At 66.2% G+C, this 14,284-nt stretch carries 14 protein-coding genes and 1 tRNA gene; 2 read left to right on the top strand and 13 right to left on the bottom strand.

Annotated features, from left to right (window positions below; genetic code table 11):
* Nucleotides 1–38 precede the first annotated feature (38 nt).
* The 3 genes from guaB to AC1AYD_RS03130 all read right to left on the bottom strand — a co-directional run bounded on the left by guaB (nt 39) and on the right by AC1AYD_RS03130 (nt 3,534).
* On the bottom strand, nt 39–1,589 hold the full coding sequence (guaB, locus tag AC1AYD_RS03140) for an IMP dehydrogenase (RefSeq protein WP_476502501.1): 1,551 nt from the start codon (nt 1,587–1,589) through the stop codon (nt 39–41).
* A 110-nt stretch (nt 1,590–1,699) separates the two neighbouring features.
* Nucleotides 1,700–2,890, bottom strand: coding sequence for an MraY family glycosyltransferase (locus AC1AYD_RS03135; protein ID WP_476502502.1), 1,191 nt, complete (start codon nt 2,888–2,890; stop codon nt 1,700–1,702).
* Nucleotides 2,887–3,534, bottom strand: a complete 648-nt coding sequence (locus AC1AYD_RS03130) for an L-threonylcarbamoyladenylate synthase (protein ID WP_476502503.1) — start codon at nt 3,532–3,534, stop codon at nt 2,887–2,889. The genes AC1AYD_RS03135 and AC1AYD_RS03130 overlap by 4 nt, the downstream gene beginning before the upstream one ends.
* Before the next feature lie 264 nt (nt 3,535–3,798).
* Between AC1AYD_RS03130 and AC1AYD_RS03125 the strand changes: the two genes are divergently transcribed.
* Nucleotides 3,799–4,401 carry a sugar O-acetyltransferase gene (locus AC1AYD_RS03125; protein ID WP_476502538.1) on the top strand — a complete coding sequence of 201 codons (603 nt, stop codon included), beginning with the start codon at nt 3,799–3,801 and terminating at the stop codon, nt 4,399–4,401.
* Nucleotides 4,402–4,465: 64 nt separating this feature from the next.
* On the opposite strand, the gene AC1AYD_RS03120 is transcribed toward AC1AYD_RS03125, so the two are convergent.
* The 9 genes from AC1AYD_RS03120 to AC1AYD_RS03080 form a co-directional block, all read right to left on the bottom strand.
* The gene (locus AC1AYD_RS03120) at nt 4,466–5,170 is read right to left on the bottom strand and encodes an ABC transporter ATP-binding protein (RefSeq protein ID WP_476502504.1); all 705 of its coding nucleotides are present in this window, start codon (nt 5,168–5,170) and stop codon (nt 4,466–4,468) included.
* Nucleotides 5,170–6,039, bottom strand: coding sequence for an ABC transporter ATP-binding protein (locus AC1AYD_RS03115; protein ID WP_476502505.1), 870 nt, complete (start codon nt 6,037–6,039; stop codon nt 5,170–5,172). The genes AC1AYD_RS03120 and AC1AYD_RS03115 overlap by 1 nt, the downstream gene beginning before the upstream one ends.
* Before the next feature lies 1 nt (nt 6,040).
* Nucleotides 6,041–7,141, bottom strand: a complete 1,101-nt coding sequence (locus AC1AYD_RS03110; RefSeq protein ID WP_476502506.1) for a branched-chain amino acid ABC transporter permease — start codon at nt 7,139–7,141, stop codon at nt 6,041–6,043.
* Between the two features lies 1 nt (nt 7,142).
* Nucleotides 7,143–8,069 (bottom strand): branched-chain amino acid ABC transporter permease, encoded by a 927-nt coding sequence (locus AC1AYD_RS03105; protein ID WP_476502507.1) that lies wholly within the window; start codon nt 8,067–8,069, stop codon nt 7,143–7,145.
* Nucleotides 8,070–8,305: 236 nt separating this feature from the next.
* The gene (locus AC1AYD_RS03100; protein WP_476502508.1) at nt 8,306–9,484 is read right to left on the bottom strand and encodes an ABC transporter substrate-binding protein; all 1,179 of its coding nucleotides are present in this window, start codon (nt 9,482–9,484) and stop codon (nt 8,306–8,308) included.
* 430 nt (nt 9,485–9,914) lie between these two features.
* Complete coding sequence (prmC, locus tag AC1AYD_RS03095) at nt 9,915–10,832, bottom strand: peptide chain release factor N(5)-glutamine methyltransferase (protein WP_476544698.1); 918 nt, start codon at nt 10,830–10,832, stop codon at nt 9,915–9,917.
* 2 nt (nt 10,833–10,834) lie between these two features.
* Nucleotides 10,835–11,923 carry a peptide chain release factor 1 gene (prfA, locus tag AC1AYD_RS03090; RefSeq protein ID WP_476544663.1) on the bottom strand — a complete coding sequence of 363 codons (1,089 nt, stop codon included), beginning with the start codon at nt 11,921–11,923 and terminating at the stop codon, nt 10,835–10,837.
* Between the two features lie 138 nt (nt 11,924–12,061).
* Nucleotides 12,062–12,274, bottom strand: coding sequence for a 50S ribosomal protein L31 (rpmE, locus tag AC1AYD_RS03085; protein WP_476544662.1), 213 nt, complete (start codon nt 12,272–12,274; stop codon nt 12,062–12,064).
* A gap of 150 nt (nt 12,275–12,424) precedes the next feature.
* A tRNA-Ile gene (locus tag AC1AYD_RS03080) sits at nt 12,425–12,498 on the bottom strand.
* 373 nt (nt 12,499–12,871) lie between these two features.
* Between AC1AYD_RS03080 and AC1AYD_RS03075 the strand changes: the two genes are divergently transcribed.
* Nucleotides 12,872–13,294, top strand: coding sequence for a glycerophosphodiester phosphodiesterase (locus tag AC1AYD_RS03075; RefSeq protein WP_476544661.1), 423 nt, complete (start codon nt 12,872–12,874; stop codon nt 13,292–13,294).
* Between the two features lie 126 nt (nt 13,295–13,420).
* On the opposite strand, the gene AC1AYD_RS03070 is transcribed toward AC1AYD_RS03075, so the two are convergent.
* Nucleotides 13,421–14,140, bottom strand: coding sequence for a hypothetical protein (locus AC1AYD_RS03070; RefSeq protein WP_476502511.1), 720 nt, complete (start codon nt 14,138–14,140; stop codon nt 13,421–13,423).
* Nucleotides 14,141–14,284 lie beyond the last annotated feature (144 nt).

Here is a 14,284-nt window from a genome sequence, read left to right as displayed (position 1 = left end):
ACGTCATGCGTTATACGCTACCCGACTGAACGCGCCGATCAGTTGGCGTGGAAGCCGGAGTAGTTCGGCGCCTCGGCCGTCATCACGATGTCGTGCGGGTGCGACTCGCGCAGGCCGGCGTCGGTGATGCGGATGAAGCGGCCCTTCTCGGCCATCTCGCCGATGTTGTGGGCGCCGATGTAGAACATCGACTGGTGCAGGCCGCCGAGCATCTGGTAGAGCACGGCGTTGAGCGGTCCGCGGTACGGGACCTCGCCCTCGACGCCCTCCGGCACGACCTTGTCGTTGGAGGTGACGTCGGCCTGGAAGTAGCGGTCCTTGGAGTAGGACTTCTTGCCGCGCGGGGCCATCGCGCCGAGGGAGCCCATGCCGCGGTACAGCTTGTACTGCTTGCCGTGCAGGAGCACCTTCTCGCCCGGGGCCTCCTCGCAGCCGGCGAGGGTGCCGCCGAGCATCACGGAGGACGCGCCGGCCACGAGGGCCTTGGCGATGTCGCCGGAGTAGTGGATGCCGCCGTCGGCGATGCAGGGCACGCCGGCCGCACGGCAGGCCTGGGCGGCCTCGTACACGGCGGTGAGCTGCGGGACGCCGACGCCGGCGACCACGCGCGTGGTGCAGATGGAGCCCGGTCCGATACCGACCTTGACAGCGTCGGCGCCGGCGTCGATCATCGCCTGCGCGCCGGAACGGGTGCCGACGTTGCCGCCGATGATCTGCACGCCGTCGAAGGCGGAATCATGCTTGAGGCGGGAGATCATGTCGAGGGCGAGACGGGCCTCGCCGTTCGCGGTGTCGACGACGAGCACGTCGACGCCGGCCTCCATCAGGGCGGAGGCGCGCTGCCAGGCGTCGCCGAGGAAGCCGACGCCGGCGGCGACGCGCAGGCGGCCCTGCTCGTCCTTGGTGGCGTCCGGGTACTGCTCGGTCTTGACGAAGTCCTTCACGGTGATCAGGCCGGTCAGGTGGCCTTCGGCGTCGACGAGCGGCAGCTTCTCGACCTTGTGCTTGGCGAGCAGGTCGTGCGCGTCCTCCTTGGAGATGTTGGACGGGCCGGTGATGAGGTTCTCGCGGGTCATGACGTCCTTGACCTTGAGGTGGTCGTAGTCCTCGGACGCGATGAAGCGCATGTCGCGGTTGGTGATGATGCCGACGAGCTTGTTGTCCTTGTCGACGACCGGCAGGCCGGAGATGTGGAACTTGCCGCACAGCTTGTCGAGGTCGGCGAGGGTGACGTCCGGGTTGACGGTCAGCGGGTCGGTGATCATGCCGGACTCGGAGCGCTTGACGACGTCGACCTGGGCGGCCTGGTCGTCGATGGAGAGGTTGCGGTGCAGCACGCCGATGCCGCCGTTGCGGGCCATGGCGATGGCCATCTCGGACTCGGTCACGGTGTCCATGGCGGCGGAGAGGACCGGGGCCTTCATCGTAATCTTGCGGGTCAGATGGGTGGTGGTGTCCACCTCGGAGGGAATGACGTCCGTCTCGTTCGGCAGCAGCAGGACATCGTCATAGGCGAGGCCGAGCTTGGCGAAGATCGGAGGGAGCGGAGCGTACGCGGACTGCGCGTTCATATCGGGGTTTGTAGCCATGCGTCCACTATAAGAACGTGGGGTGACGTAATACACAATCCTGCGTTATGCGGGCGTTCCGCCACGCCGTAGGCAAAGTGGGCGGAGGCCCGGCGAGGCGTGGGGACGCCTCACTTGCCGGATTCCCCGTCCTCGTCCGGGTCGCCGATGGCGATGCGCCCGGAGGCGTGCTCGGCCCTGGCGACCGCGTCGCGCGCGTTCTCCTCCATGATCTCCGGCAGGCGGCGTTTCAGGTACGGGTACATCGTGGCGACGGCGAGCACCGCGCCCACGACCGCCATGCCGATGAACACGTGCCACGCCTTGAAGAACAGGATCATCAGCGAGCCGAACGAGATGAGCGCGGCCCACGACCACAGGATCGCGACGGCGCCGCGCACGCTGTGCCCGATGCGCAGCATGCGGTGGTGCAGGTGCATGCGGTCGGGGTGCATCGGCGACTGCCCCTTCGCGAGCCTGCGCACGATCGCCAGACACATGTCGAGCACGGGCAGGAACAGCACGAGGATCGGCAGCAGGATCGGCATGAACACGGGCAGGTACATGCTCGTGTGCACGGAGGCCGGGTCGATGCGGCCGGTCATCACGATCGACGCGCAGGTGATGAGATAGCCGAGCAGCATCGAACCGGAATCGCCCATGAACAGCTTCGCCGGATGCCAGTTGTGCAGGATGAATCCGACGCAGATGCCGACGAGCGCCACGTCGATGAGCGTCGCCATCGAGGCGTAGGAGGGCGACGTGCGCGCGAGGATGTACGAGTAGATCGCGAACGCGATGCCGCCGATCGCGACGATGCCGGAGGCGAGACCGTCGAGGCCGTCGACGAAGTTGACCGCGTTGATCGACGCGACGATGAGGAACGCGGTGATCGCCATCGACAGGCTCGGCGAGGCGGTGACGAGCGAGCCGAGCGGCAGGGAGATGATCTGCAGGCCGCCCCACGCGACGAACACGGAGATGAGCAGCTGACCGGCGAGTTTGAGCATCCAGTCGAGGTCCCACAGGTCGTCGGCCATGCCGAGCAGGCAGATCATGACCGCGCCGGCGAGCACGACCCACGGCAGGTGGCTGCCCTGGAACAGGCCCTGGATGAAGCTGATGTGGCTGGCGAACAGCATGGCGACGGCGAAGCCGAGCATCATGCCGAGGCCGCCCATGCGCGGCGTCGGGATCGTGTGGACATCGCGGGCGCGCACCTCGCCGACCGCGCCGATCTCGATCGCCACATGGCGGATCAGCGGGGTGAGCAGGTACGTGGCGCCGCCGGCGATGGCGGCGATGAACAGGTAGATCCTCATGCGCCGAGTCCTCCCCCGTTGACGTGCAGCGCGGCGCGGATCTCGGACTGGCCGATCACGCCCTCGCGCAGGATGGCGATGCCGTCGCGCTCGTGCGGATCGGCGGCGACGACGGTGCTGGAGACGTGGCCGGGCGTCGAACCGCCGTCGAGATACAGGGCGACGGCGTCGCCGAACGCCTCGACGGCCTCGTGCACGCTCTGCGCGCTTTCGTCGCCGGACAGGTTCGCGCTGGACGCGGCGAGCGGGCCGGTGGCCTTGAGGATGCGCAGCGTGAGCGCCGAGTTCGGCACGCGGATGCCCTGCGTGCCGTCCTTGGCGACGGTCTTCAGCGTGCAGCCTTCGCGCGCGACGGCGATCGGCGAGAACGCGCCGGGCAGGAAACGAGCGGACAGACGGTTGAGCGGGGCGGGCAGGTCGAGGCCGATCTCGTCGAGCTGGTCGGTGCCGGCGAGCAGCACCTGCAGGGCCTTGAAGCGCGGACGGCGCTTGAGCTCGTAGATGCGGTCGATGGCACGGGTCGAACGCGGATCGCCGGCGATCCCGTACACCGTGTCCGTGGGGATGACCACCAGTCCGCCGTCCTTCACGATGGCCGCCGCCTCGCGCAGCGCATCGTCGTCGATCGCACGAATCTCACTCATCGAACGCCTCCTGAAACCTGTCTGACACAATCCATCATTGCACCATCGCACCTCGACCGCCACATATGACCCGTTATGTACGGTCGTACATCTAAGCTGAATCGCAACCACGCGACATCCGTAACGCAAAGGAGCATCATGACCGACGTCACCACCGATGACAACGTTTCCAACGATTCCGCGACATCCGCCGCATCCGACTCCCCCGTCTTCGCGGTCCCGCCCGTCGAACTGCCGACGCCGCGCCGCTCCGAACGCGAGGAGATGCTCGACGGCAGACTGTACGATGCCTCCGACCCGGAACTCGACGAACTGCGCCGCAAGGCCGGCGACCTGTGCACCCGCTTCAACGCGACCTCCCGCCACGACGACGCGACGCGCGCCGCGATCCTCGACGAACTGCTGCCCGGCCACGGCGCGAACCTCGACGTGATGGGCCCCGTCTTCTTCGACTACGGTTGCCACACACGAATCGGCGACCGCGTGTTCGCGAACTTCAACTTCACCGTGCTCGACTGCGCGCCGGTCACGATCGGCGACGACGTGCTGTTCGGCCCGAACGTCTCCCTGCTGCCGCCGATGCACCCGCTTCGCTGGCAGGACCGCAACGTGCGCACGCGCGAGGACGGCTCCAGCTACGACTACGAATACGGCGAGCCGATTCGGATCGGCTCGAACTGCTGGTTCGGCGGCAACGTGACCGTGCTCGGCGGCGTGACGATCGGCGACGGCTGCGTGATCGGCGCCGGTGCGGTCGTCACCAAGGACATCCCCGCGAACTCGGTCGCCGTCGGCAACCCGGCCCGCGTGATCAAGACGATCACCGACAAGGACGCCAGCGTGTACCAGGACTACTGCCGGGCGTGAGACGACGTGGCCCCCTCCGCGATTGACGGAGGGGGCCACGTCGTCTTTCGGCGCTACCGAGCGCTCACGCGCCGAGGTAGGCCTTGCGGACCTTTTCGTCGTGGAGGAGGTCGGAGGCCTTGCCCTCCATCGTGATGCGGCCCGTCTCGAGCACGTAGGCGCGGTCGGCGATGGACAGGGCCATCTTCGCGTTCTGCTCGACGAGGAGCACGGTGATGCCCTTCTCGCGCAGCGCCACGATGATGTTGAAAATCTCCTTGACGAGCAGCGGCGACAGACCCATCGACGGTTCGTCCATGAGGATGGTCTTCGGATGGCTCATCAGGGCGCGGCCCATGGCGACCATCTGCTGCTCGCCGCCGGAGAGCGTGCCGGCCAGCTGGCGGCGACGCTCCTTCAGGCGCGGGAAGTAGTCGAACACCATCTCGAGGTCCTTGGCCATGCCGGACTGGTCCTTGAGGCTGAACGCACCCATCTCCAGGTTCTCCTGCACGGTCATGCGGGTGAACACGTGGCGGCCTTCCGGCACGTGCGCCATGCCGAGGGTCACGATCTTGTTCGCATGCGTCTTGAGCAGGTCGTGGCCGTCGTAGACGATCGAGCCGGACTTCGCCGGCACGAGGCCGGTGATCGTGTGCAGCGTCGTGGTCTTGCCGGCGCCGTTCGCGCCGATCAGCGAGACGATCTCGCCGTCGTTCACGGTCAGGCTGATGCCCTTGACCGCCTCGATCGCGCCGTAGGAGACGCACAGATCCTTGATTTCCAGCATCAGCGTGCCCCTTCCTGCATGGTCTTGGCGATGCTCGGTTCGGGCGTCGCGTGGTCGGTGGAGTCGCCTTCGGCGTCGTCGGAGTCGTCGGCGCCCAGGTAGGCGGAGATGACCTGCGGGTTGTTCGCGATCTCCTCCGGGGTGCCGGAGGCGATCGTGCGGCCGTAGTCGAGCACCTGGATGCGCTGGCACACGCTCATCACGAGGCTCATGTCGTGCTCGATGAGCAGGATCGCGATGCCGAAGCGGTCGCGGATCGTGTTGATGCAGCGCAGCAGGTCCTCGGTCTCGGTCGGGTTCATGCCGGCGGCCGGCTCGTCGAGGAGCAGCAGCTTCATGCCGGTGGCGAGGGCGCGCGCAATCTCGAGCTTGCGCTGCTGGCCGTACGGCAGGTTCGCGGCCTGCGTGGAGGCGAGGCCGTCGAGGTCGAAGATCTTCAGCAGGTCCATCGCCTTGGCGTGCATCTCGTTCTCCTGCTTCCAGAAGCGCGGGGTGCGGAAGATGGCGCCGCCCAGACGGTAGCTGAACGATTCGTCGAAGGCGACGAGCACGTTCTGTTCGACCGTGAGCTGCTTGAACAGGCGGATGTTCTGGAAGGTGCGGGCGATGCCGGCGCGCACGACCTGATAGGTCTTCTTGCCGTTCATGTGCTGCCCGTCGAGCCAGAAGTCGCCTTCCGTTGGCTTGTACACGCCGGTCAGCAGGTTGAACACGGTGGTCTTGCCGGCGCCGTTCGGGCCGATCAGGCCGATGAGCTCGCCCTTGCGGATCGTCATGTTGAAGTCGGAGACGGCCTTGAGGCCGCCGAAGGTGATGCCGAGATGCTCGGCCTTGAGGATGGGCTGTCCGTTGTTCTTCGCGTCGGTCATCTCACGCCTCCTTCGTGTCCGTGGCGGTTGCGGCGGTCGCGGCGGTTCCGGTCGCGGCCTTCCCGGCGGCTTCCGCCTTCTCCTCGGCCTCGGCCTTCGGGTTGCGGAACAGCAGGCGGTTCACGAGGCGCGGCAGCGAGAACTCCCAGGAGCCGAAGATGCCCTGCGGGCGGAAGATCATGACGAGCACGAGCACCACCGAGTACGCGAGCATGCGGTAGTCGGCGAACGCGCGCAGCAGCTCCGGCAGGATCGTCAGACCGACCGCGGAGACAATCGAGCCGGTGATCGAGCCCATGCCGCCGAAGACGACCATGATCACGTAGTTGATGGAGTTGAGCCAGCCGGCCATCGTCGGGTTGAGCGAGCCGATGTACTGGGCGAAGATGCCGCCCGCGATGCCGGCGAAGAACGCGGAGATCGCGAAGACGAGCACCTTGAGGTACGTGGTGTTGAGGCCGGAGGCGCCGGCGGCGATCTCGTCGTCGCGGATGGCCTTGACGGCGCGGCCGTAACGGGAGCGGCCGAACATGAACAGCACCACGACGGTGATGATCATGATCCAGAACACGATGTACAGGTTGGCGGTGCGCTCGATGCCGATGAGCGCCTGGCCGGCCGCGCCCTTGTCGAGGCCCATGCCGCCGGCCACCTTGAGGTTCTGGATGACCACGCGGATGATCTCGCCGAAGCCGAGCGTGATGATGGCGAGGTAGTCGCCATGCAGGCGCAGCGCCGGGATGCCGATGAGGATGCCGAACACGCAGGCCACGATGCCGCCGAGCAGCGTGGTGACGAGGAAGCGCAGCGTCGGGTCGGCGAGCATGCCGTTGGCGACCATGTACTTGGAGGCGAGGGCCGCCACGTACGCGCCGATCGCCTCGAAGCCACAGCAGCCGAGCGTCAGCTGGCCGAGCACGCCGATCGTGAGGTTCAGCGAGGTGGTCATGATGATGGCGATGCAGGCGGTCATCATGATGCCCTTGATGTAGGAGTTGGCGATGCCGGACTCGCACAGCGCCATGACGACGCCGAACGAGGCGAGGATGCCGAGGAAGCAGACGAGGTACGACTGCCTCGTGGAAAGCATGGACTTCTTCATATCAGACCTTCTCTCCCTCGTTCTTGCCCATGATGCCGGACGGCTTGACCAGCAGCACGACGATCAGGATGGCGAACACGATGGCGTCGGAGAACGCCGAGGTGATGACGCCGCCGGTGATCGTGCCGATGTACGCCTTGGTGAGGCTCTCGACGAGGCCGATGGCGATGCCGCCGATCATGGCGCCCGGGATCGAGCCGATGCCGCCGAGCACGGCGGCGACGAACGCCTTGAGGCCGAGCATGGCGCCCATCATCGGGGAGACCTGCGGGTAGGCGGCGCAGTACATGAGCGAGGCGACGGCGGCGAGGCCGGAGCCGATCGCGAAGGTGAGGGCGATCGTGGAGTTCACGTTGATGCCCATGAGCACGGCGGCCTCCTTGTCCTCGGAGACGGCGCGCATGGCCTTGCCCTGCTTGGTGAACTTGACGAACAGCTGCAGGCCGACCATGATGACCAGGCCGAGCACGATCGTCAGGAGCGTGTCGCCGGGCAGCTTGAGCTTGCCGAATGCGATGGACGGCAGGTGGAAGATCGTCGGGACGGTCTGGAAGTCGGCGCCGAAGATGGCCTGGGCGCCGTTCTCCAGCAGCAGCGACATGGCGATGGCGGTGATGAGGGCGGTCATCGAATTGCCCTTCTCACGCACCGGCTTGTAGGCGGCCTTCTCGACGATGATGCCGACGGCCACGCACACGAGGACGGCCGGGACGATCGCCACCCAGGCGGGCAGGCCCATGGCGACGATGGCGGGAATGGTGAGCATCAGCACGTAGGCGCCGACCATGATGAAATCGCCGTGGGCGAAGTTGATCAGTCGGATGATGCCGTAGACCATGGTGTAGCCGAGCGCCACGAGCGCGTAGACGCTGCCGATCTTGAGACCGCTGAACAGCTGGCTGATGAACATGATGATCTGATCGGTCATCGCTCCCCCTTTCTTTCTGGTAGTCGTGGACGTCCCCACGAATCAGGGACGTCATGAACGGATGGTTATGGATGGATGAATCGAAAATCGAAAACGGAAACAGGTAACGGGTAATCGACAAAGAAATCGATCGGAAAAACGCAAAAACGGAGAGGGCCGGCGAAACCGGCCGCTCTCCTCGTTTGCGTCGCGTCACACGCCGCGACCCTGGTGGGCGGAACTCACTGGAGCGTGGCTCACTTGGGCTGGACGGTGGTGTTGTAGACGGGCTTGCCGTCCTTGAGCTCGAGCACGATCACGGACTTGGTCGGCGAGCCGGACTTGTCCATCGTGAACTTGCCGGTGACGCCTTCGAAGCTCATGCCGGCGACGGCGTTGCGCACGTCCTCGCGGGTGGCGTTCTTGCCGGCCTTCTCGACGGCCTGCTTGATCATGTAGATCGTGTCGTAGCCGAGGGCGGCGAAGGTGTTCGGATCGGCGTTGTTCTTGGCCTTGTAGGACTTGATGAAGTCCTGCACCTTGGTGTTGGAGGTGTCGTCGGCCGAGTAGTGGGTGGTGTAGAAGGTCTTGTCGTACTGGGACTTGTCGCCGGTGAGCTTGAGGCCGTCGTAGCCGTCGGGGCCCATCACGTAGCCCTCGAAGCCGACGGAGCGGGCCTGCGGGATGATGTACGGGCCGGCCACGGAGTAGTAGTACGGGGCGTACAGCAGCTCGGCGCCGGAAGCCTGGATCTTCTGCAGCTGGGCGGAGTACTCGGTGTCGTCGGCGGAGGAGGAGCTCTCCTTGTCGACCACCTGCATGCCGAGCTTCTCGGCGGCCTTGGCGAAGGCCTCGCCCACGCCGGAGGAGTACGGATCGCCGGTGCCGTAGAGCACGGCGACCTTCTTGACCTTCAGGTTCTCGGCGGCGAAGCGGGCGGCCACCTCACCCTGGTAGGAGTCCTTGAAGCAGGTGCGGAACAGGTAGTTGCCGGTCTCGATGGAGTCGGCGGTGGCGGCCGGGGCGATGGTGACCAGCTTGGTCTGGTCGGCCAGCGGCGCGACGGCGGCGGTGGTGGAGGAGATGGTCGGGCCGGCCACGGCGAGCACGTTGCCGTCGGCGGCGAGCTTGTTGTAGGCGTTGGACGCCTCGGTGGCGTCGCCCTTGTCGTCGAGGGACTCCAGCTTGACCTTCTTGCCATTGATGCCGCCCTTGGCGTTGATCTCGGAGACGGCCAGCTCGAAGCCCTTGAGCTCGGCCTCGCCGTACGCGGCGGCGGTGCCGGAGTTGGTGGTCACGGAGCCGATGGTGATGGTGTCGCCCGAAGCCGCGGAGCTGGAGCTGGAGGAGTCGTCCATGCTGCCGCCGGAGCATCCGGCGAGGGACATGGCCATGACGGCGGCCGCGCCGGCCGCGATCATCTTCTTGGAGAACATGACTGTTCTGCCTTCTTTCTTCTTCGTGAATTACGCATCGCGGCCACAAGCCTCCACCCGGTCCTTCCGGGATCGCCGGCTCGTGCGGTGACGCGCATGATGTGCGCGCGGGACATCCTGGCGGTGTGCGGCCCGCACGGCTTGTGGCCATGCGTACGGCACCCGTGTCTCTTCTCTCACGATGCTTGCCGCCGACTGTTATACAGGTACGCCCGTACCGGCCGCAGTGCCGTTTCTTATTGTGAGACGAGTCACATTCACGTCCGGGATGCGGTCATCTTCCGCATCCCGGACATATCAGCCTCCCTCTGACGAGGGAGGTGTCAGCCGTCAGGCTGACGGAGGGAGAGATACCGGAATCGTTACGCGCCGGCTGTCTCTCCCCCACCCGGCTACGCCGGGAGCCCCCTCAGCAGAGGGGGCCGAAATCCTATCTCTCGGCGAAGAGGAAGCGGGGGCGGCCGGTCCAGTCGTTCTCGGTGCGCGCGGAGGCGAAGCCGTTCGCGCGCGCGTAGGCGACGAGACGCTCCCCCTGCGTCACGTCATGCTCCATGACGAGCACGCCGCCGGCACGCAGCAGGCGCGAGGCGCGCAGCACGATCCGCTCGGGGATGAGCGCGCCGTCCGCCGAGCCGCCGTACAGCGCGAGCGCGGGATCGTGGTCGCGCACCTCGGGCTGTTCGGGGATCTGGTCGAGCGGCACGTACGGCGGGTTCGTGATGACGGCGTCGACGCGCCCGTCGAGCTGCGGGAGGGTGAGCGCGCTGGTCGCGTCGCCCAGTTCGAGATGGTAGTTGTAGCCGGCGGTCGGGTTCGCGCGCGCGACGAGGTCGCGGTTGCGTTCCGTCCACACGTAGGCTTCCGGCGACTTCTCGACGGCCCACACCTCGGCGCCGGGCACCTCGGTCGCGACGGCGAGGCCGATCGCGCCCGAGCCGGCGCACAGGTCGACGACGATCGGATGGTACAGCCCGTTGCGCGTGATCCAGTCGAGTCCCGCCTGCACGACGGTCTCGGTCTCCGGCCGCGGGATGAACACGCCCGGGCCGACCTTCAGATCGAGATAGCGGAACGGCGCATGGCCGGTGATATGCTGCAGCGGCTCGCGCTTGGCGCGGCGCGCGACCATCGCGTCGAAGCGGGCGACGACGGCGTCGCGGCCGTCCGCGTCGTCGGCGGCATCACCGATGGCGTCGAGCGGATCGCCCATGAGCAGCGCCTTGTCGACGTCGCGCAGCTGAACGCCCGCCGCCTCGGCGAGCAGGAGCTTCGCGTCATGCTCGGGCGTGTCGACGCCCGCCTCGCGCAGCCGCGCAGCCGCGGCGCGGATCATATCGTCGATATCCATCATCACTTCTGGTTGGCGAGACGCTCGGCCTCGTCGGCCTGGATGTCGGAGTCGATCACGGCCTGCAGGTCGCCGTCGAGCACCTGGTCGAGGTTGTACGCCTTGTAGTTGGTGCGATGGTCGACGATGCGGTTCTCCGGGAAGTTGTACGTGCGGATGCGCTCGGAACGGTCGAGGGAACGTACCTGCGAGTGGCGCATGTCGGCGGCCTCCGCGGCCTCCTGCTCGTGCTTCATGGCGAGCAGGCGGCTCTTGAGCACGCGCAGCGCGGCGGCGCGGTTCTGGATCTGCGACTTCTCGTCCTGCATGTTCACGGTGATGCCGGTGGGCAGGTGGGTCATGCGCACCGCGGAGTACGTGGTGTTCACGGACTGGCCGCCAGGGCCGGAGCTCATGAAGATGTCGATCTTGAGGTCCTTCGGATCGATCTCGATCTCGTCGTCGTCCTCGTCGGCCTCCGGGAAGACGAGCACGCCGGCCGCGGACGTCTGGATGCGGCCCTGCGATTCGGTGACGGGGATGCGCTGCACGCGGTGCACGCCGCCCTCGTACTTGAGGGACGCCCACACGCCCTCCTCCGGAGCGGGCGTGCCCTTGGCGCGGATCGCGACCTGCACGTCCTTGACGCCGCCGAGCTCGGTGCCGTTCTCCGACTGGATGGTGACGGTCCAGCCGCGCTTCTCCGCGTATCGGGTGTACATGCGCAGCAGGTCGCCGGCGAACAGCGCGGCCTCCTCACCGCCGGTGCCGGCCTTGATCTCCATGATCACGTCGCGCGCGTCGTCCGGGTCGCGCGGGATGAGCGCGGTGCGGAGCTTCTCCTCGGCGGCGGGCAGCTCGGCTTCGAGCCGCTTCGCCTCGGCCGCGAAGTCGGGGTCCTCGCCGGCCATCTCGCGGGCGGCCTCGAGGTCGTCGCGCAGGGAGAGATAGGTCTTGTATGCGGAGACGATCGCGCCGAGTTCGGCGTGACGACGGCCCAGCTTGCGCATCTTGTCCGGGTTCGTCACCACCTCGGGGCTGGCCATCTCCTGTTCGATGTTCTGGTATTCCTCCAGCGCGGTCGCCGCCGCGGGGAACTGTTCATCTGCCATGGTCGCTGTCTTCCTTGGAATCGGTATGGTGTTCGGTTTCGCGGTGCGCGGGCATACAAAAACGCCAGTCCTGCGATGGACGACGGGACGGTACGCCGAAGCGCGCCGACCCGTCTCGCGGGACTGGCGTCAAGTATGCTACTTGGTCTTCTTGCCGTAGCGACGCTCGAAGCGGGCGACGCGGCCACCGGTGTCGAGGATCTTCTGCTTGCCGGTGTAGAAGGGGTGGCACTTCGAGCACACGTCGACCGTCATGTGGTCGCCCTTGTAGGTGGAACGGGTGACGAAGGTGCTGCCGCACGAGCACAGGACCTCGACGGCATGGTAATCGGGATGGATACCCTGCTTCATGATGTCTCCTAAGGAATTCAGGTGACCCGGGTCGCCATGCCCCTATGGCTGGCGTGAACCGGAACCTAGTGAATGATAGTCCCCACCGCCGACACTTGGGACACGCCGAGCTCGGCCCCTCTGACCCCGAGGGGGCCGACGAACGGACAGTGCCCCCGCTGGGACTTGAACCCAGGACAAACACCTTATAAGGGTGCTGCTCTAACCGACTGAGCTACGGGGGCGACCCACACGATTGTACCGGCGGCGAGGACGGCGCGCGGCGCACCGTCGCGCAACACGCCGGAGCGCTCAACCAAAACGAACATCAATGTTCGTTTCAATGAAAAATCTACCATTGCAGATGATAGATTACGTAGTCATTCGCACACAAAGCGAAGGAGCCGCACAATACCGCGCACTCAGGTAAAGCTCGCGTTAACAAGGTCAAAAATCACGTATTTTCAATATGTTTAGCGCTCACAACGTGCTAACCTATATCGCAGATGTTCGCAAGGGCATCCCCAACAGCAGACAAACGTTACAGAAAAAACGTACATTTTCTCACCACTGAATCGAACATCAATATTGTTCGATTCACGGTGGAAGGGAGCAAACATGGCAGAGCAAGCCAAGGAAATCACCGTCAACTTCGACATGTTCGACAAGACCCCGGAGGAGAAGACCGCCGAGGCCAACAAGGTCGCCAAGTCGTTCGGCATCAGCGACGAGGCCATCGCCGAGGTCGAGGAGTACAAGGCCAAGCTCACCCGCTACAACGCGTGGGATCTGCCGTTCATGGGCTACGTGAACGACGACGGCTACGGCTACGCCTACGTGCCGGACGCCGCCATCGTGCGTGAGCCCTACTGGGACGCCCACAAGGCGTTCCTCGCGCTGCCGGAGGACGTGCAGACCGCGTTCGCGATCCGCATGCTGTTCACCCACCGTCCGGTCGACCGCTACGGCGCCAGCATGTTCCTGCACTACCAGCGCGGCTTCAAGGTGAACTTCGTCGGCACCGGCGCCAACAAGTACTGATCCGCACCGCTTCACCGATGCGACGCAACGGGGCGTCCGCACAGACAACACCGAAGGGCCGTGGGCCGGACGTCGTCCGTCCCACGGCCCTGTGCGTTCCGGCGAGCCAGCACCGGCATCCGCCGGCTAACGACGCACCCGCGGCGCGCCCGCACGCGCCATCTCCTCCCAATCGATCTTGAGTCGACGGTCCCGGCCGAACAGCATGCGCGCGTAGTCGACGTACCCCGGCTCCCACTCATGTAGCGAGGCCGCCACATGCACGCGGAACGTGTCGTCGTTCGGCGTATGCGCCTCATACAACGGCGTCCACGGCATGCGCCACACGCCGCGCACCTGGGCGACGCGCCCGATGATCGAACCGCCGGCCGCGCCGTCGAACCGGCCGGCCGCCGCACGGTCATGGATCTCGATCATGCCGCCGCGCGCCAGGTCCTCCACCGTCACGACGCCGTCGGCGGCGTTGGCGGCGTGCACCCAGAACCACGAGGCGAAGTTCGAGACCGCCGTCTCGCACAGGTCCTGGTAACCGCGCTCCTTCACGTCGCCGCCGTCCTCGCTTTCGCGCGCGGCGGCCACGACGAACGGCGTCAGCCCGGAGACGTCAAGATGGTAGTCGAACGCGAACCATTGGGCGAACGCGTCCTCCACATGCTCGTGGAAGGAGCGCGAACGCGTACGGAACGGGTTCAGATTCAGCTGGATGAAGAACTCGCGTCGCGCGTCCCCGTACGTCACCAGGTCGTTCTCCCGGAACAGGGACACCACCTTGTCGGTCGGAATCGTCGAGAATCCCGGATCGCCGCGCTCGCACCCGTCCACCGTCACTACATCGCACATCGTCATGGTCCTCCCCCTTCAGGGTCCTGCGGAAGGCGCCGTCGCCCTCCATGTGCGGCCCACCATAAGGCCCGCGTCACGGCCCGGGCAACCCCGGCCGCCCCGCGGTGCGGGACGGTGGAAAACCCGGTGGACGAGCGGCCCGGCGTC

Source organism: Bifidobacterium sp. LH_426, from assembly GCF_056356875.1.
This window is presented reverse-complemented; position numbering and strand designations above follow the sequence as displayed.

Coding starts and splice junctions, on each gene's coding strand:
- guaB (WP_476502501.1), bottom strand. CDS start 1,589: ATGGCTACAAACCCCGATATGAACGCGCAGTCCGCGTACGCTCCGCTC.
- AC1AYD_RS03135 (WP_476502502.1), bottom strand. CDS start 2,890: ATGAGGATCTACCTGTTCATCGCCGCCATCGCCGGCGGCGCCACGTAC.
- AC1AYD_RS03130 (WP_476502503.1), bottom strand. CDS start 3,534: ATGAGTGAGATTCGTGCGATCGACGACGATGCGCTGCGCGAGGCGGCG.
- AC1AYD_RS03125 (WP_476502538.1), top strand. CDS start 3,799: ATGCTCGACGGCAGACTGTACGATGCCTCCGACCCGGAACTCGACGAA.
- AC1AYD_RS03120 (WP_476502504.1), bottom strand. CDS start 5,170: ATGCTGGAAATCAAGGATCTGTGCGTCTCCTACGGCGCGATCGAGGCG.
- AC1AYD_RS03115 (WP_476502505.1), bottom strand. CDS start 6,039: ATGACCGACGCGAAGAACAACGGACAGCCCATCCTCAAGGCCGAGCAT.
- AC1AYD_RS03110 (WP_476502506.1), bottom strand. CDS start 7,141: ATGAAGAAGTCCATGCTTTCCACGAGGCAGTCGTACCTCGTCTGCTTC.
- AC1AYD_RS03105 (WP_476502507.1), bottom strand. CDS start 8,069: ATGACCGATCAGATCATCATGTTCATCAGCCAGCTGTTCAGCGGTCTC.
- AC1AYD_RS03100 (WP_476502508.1), bottom strand. CDS start 9,484: ATGTTCTCCAAGAAGATGATCGCGGCCGGCGCGGCCGCCGTCATGGCC.
- prmC (WP_476544698.1), bottom strand. CDS start 10,832: ATGGATATCGACGATATGATCCGCGCCGCGGCTGCGCGGCTGCGCGAG.
- prfA (WP_476544663.1), bottom strand. CDS start 11,923: ATGGCAGATGAACAGTTCCCCGCGGCGGCGACCGCGCTGGAGGAATAC.
- rpmE (WP_476544662.1), bottom strand. CDS start 12,274: ATGAAGCAGGGTATCCATCCCGATTACCATGCCGTCGAGGTCCTGTGC.
- AC1AYD_RS03075 (WP_476544661.1), top strand. CDS start 12,872: ATGGCAGAGCAAGCCAAGGAAATCACCGTCAACTTCGACATGTTCGAC.
- AC1AYD_RS03070 (WP_476502511.1), bottom strand. CDS start 14,140: ATGACGATGTGCGATGTAGTGACGGTGGACGGGTGCGAGCGCGGCGAT.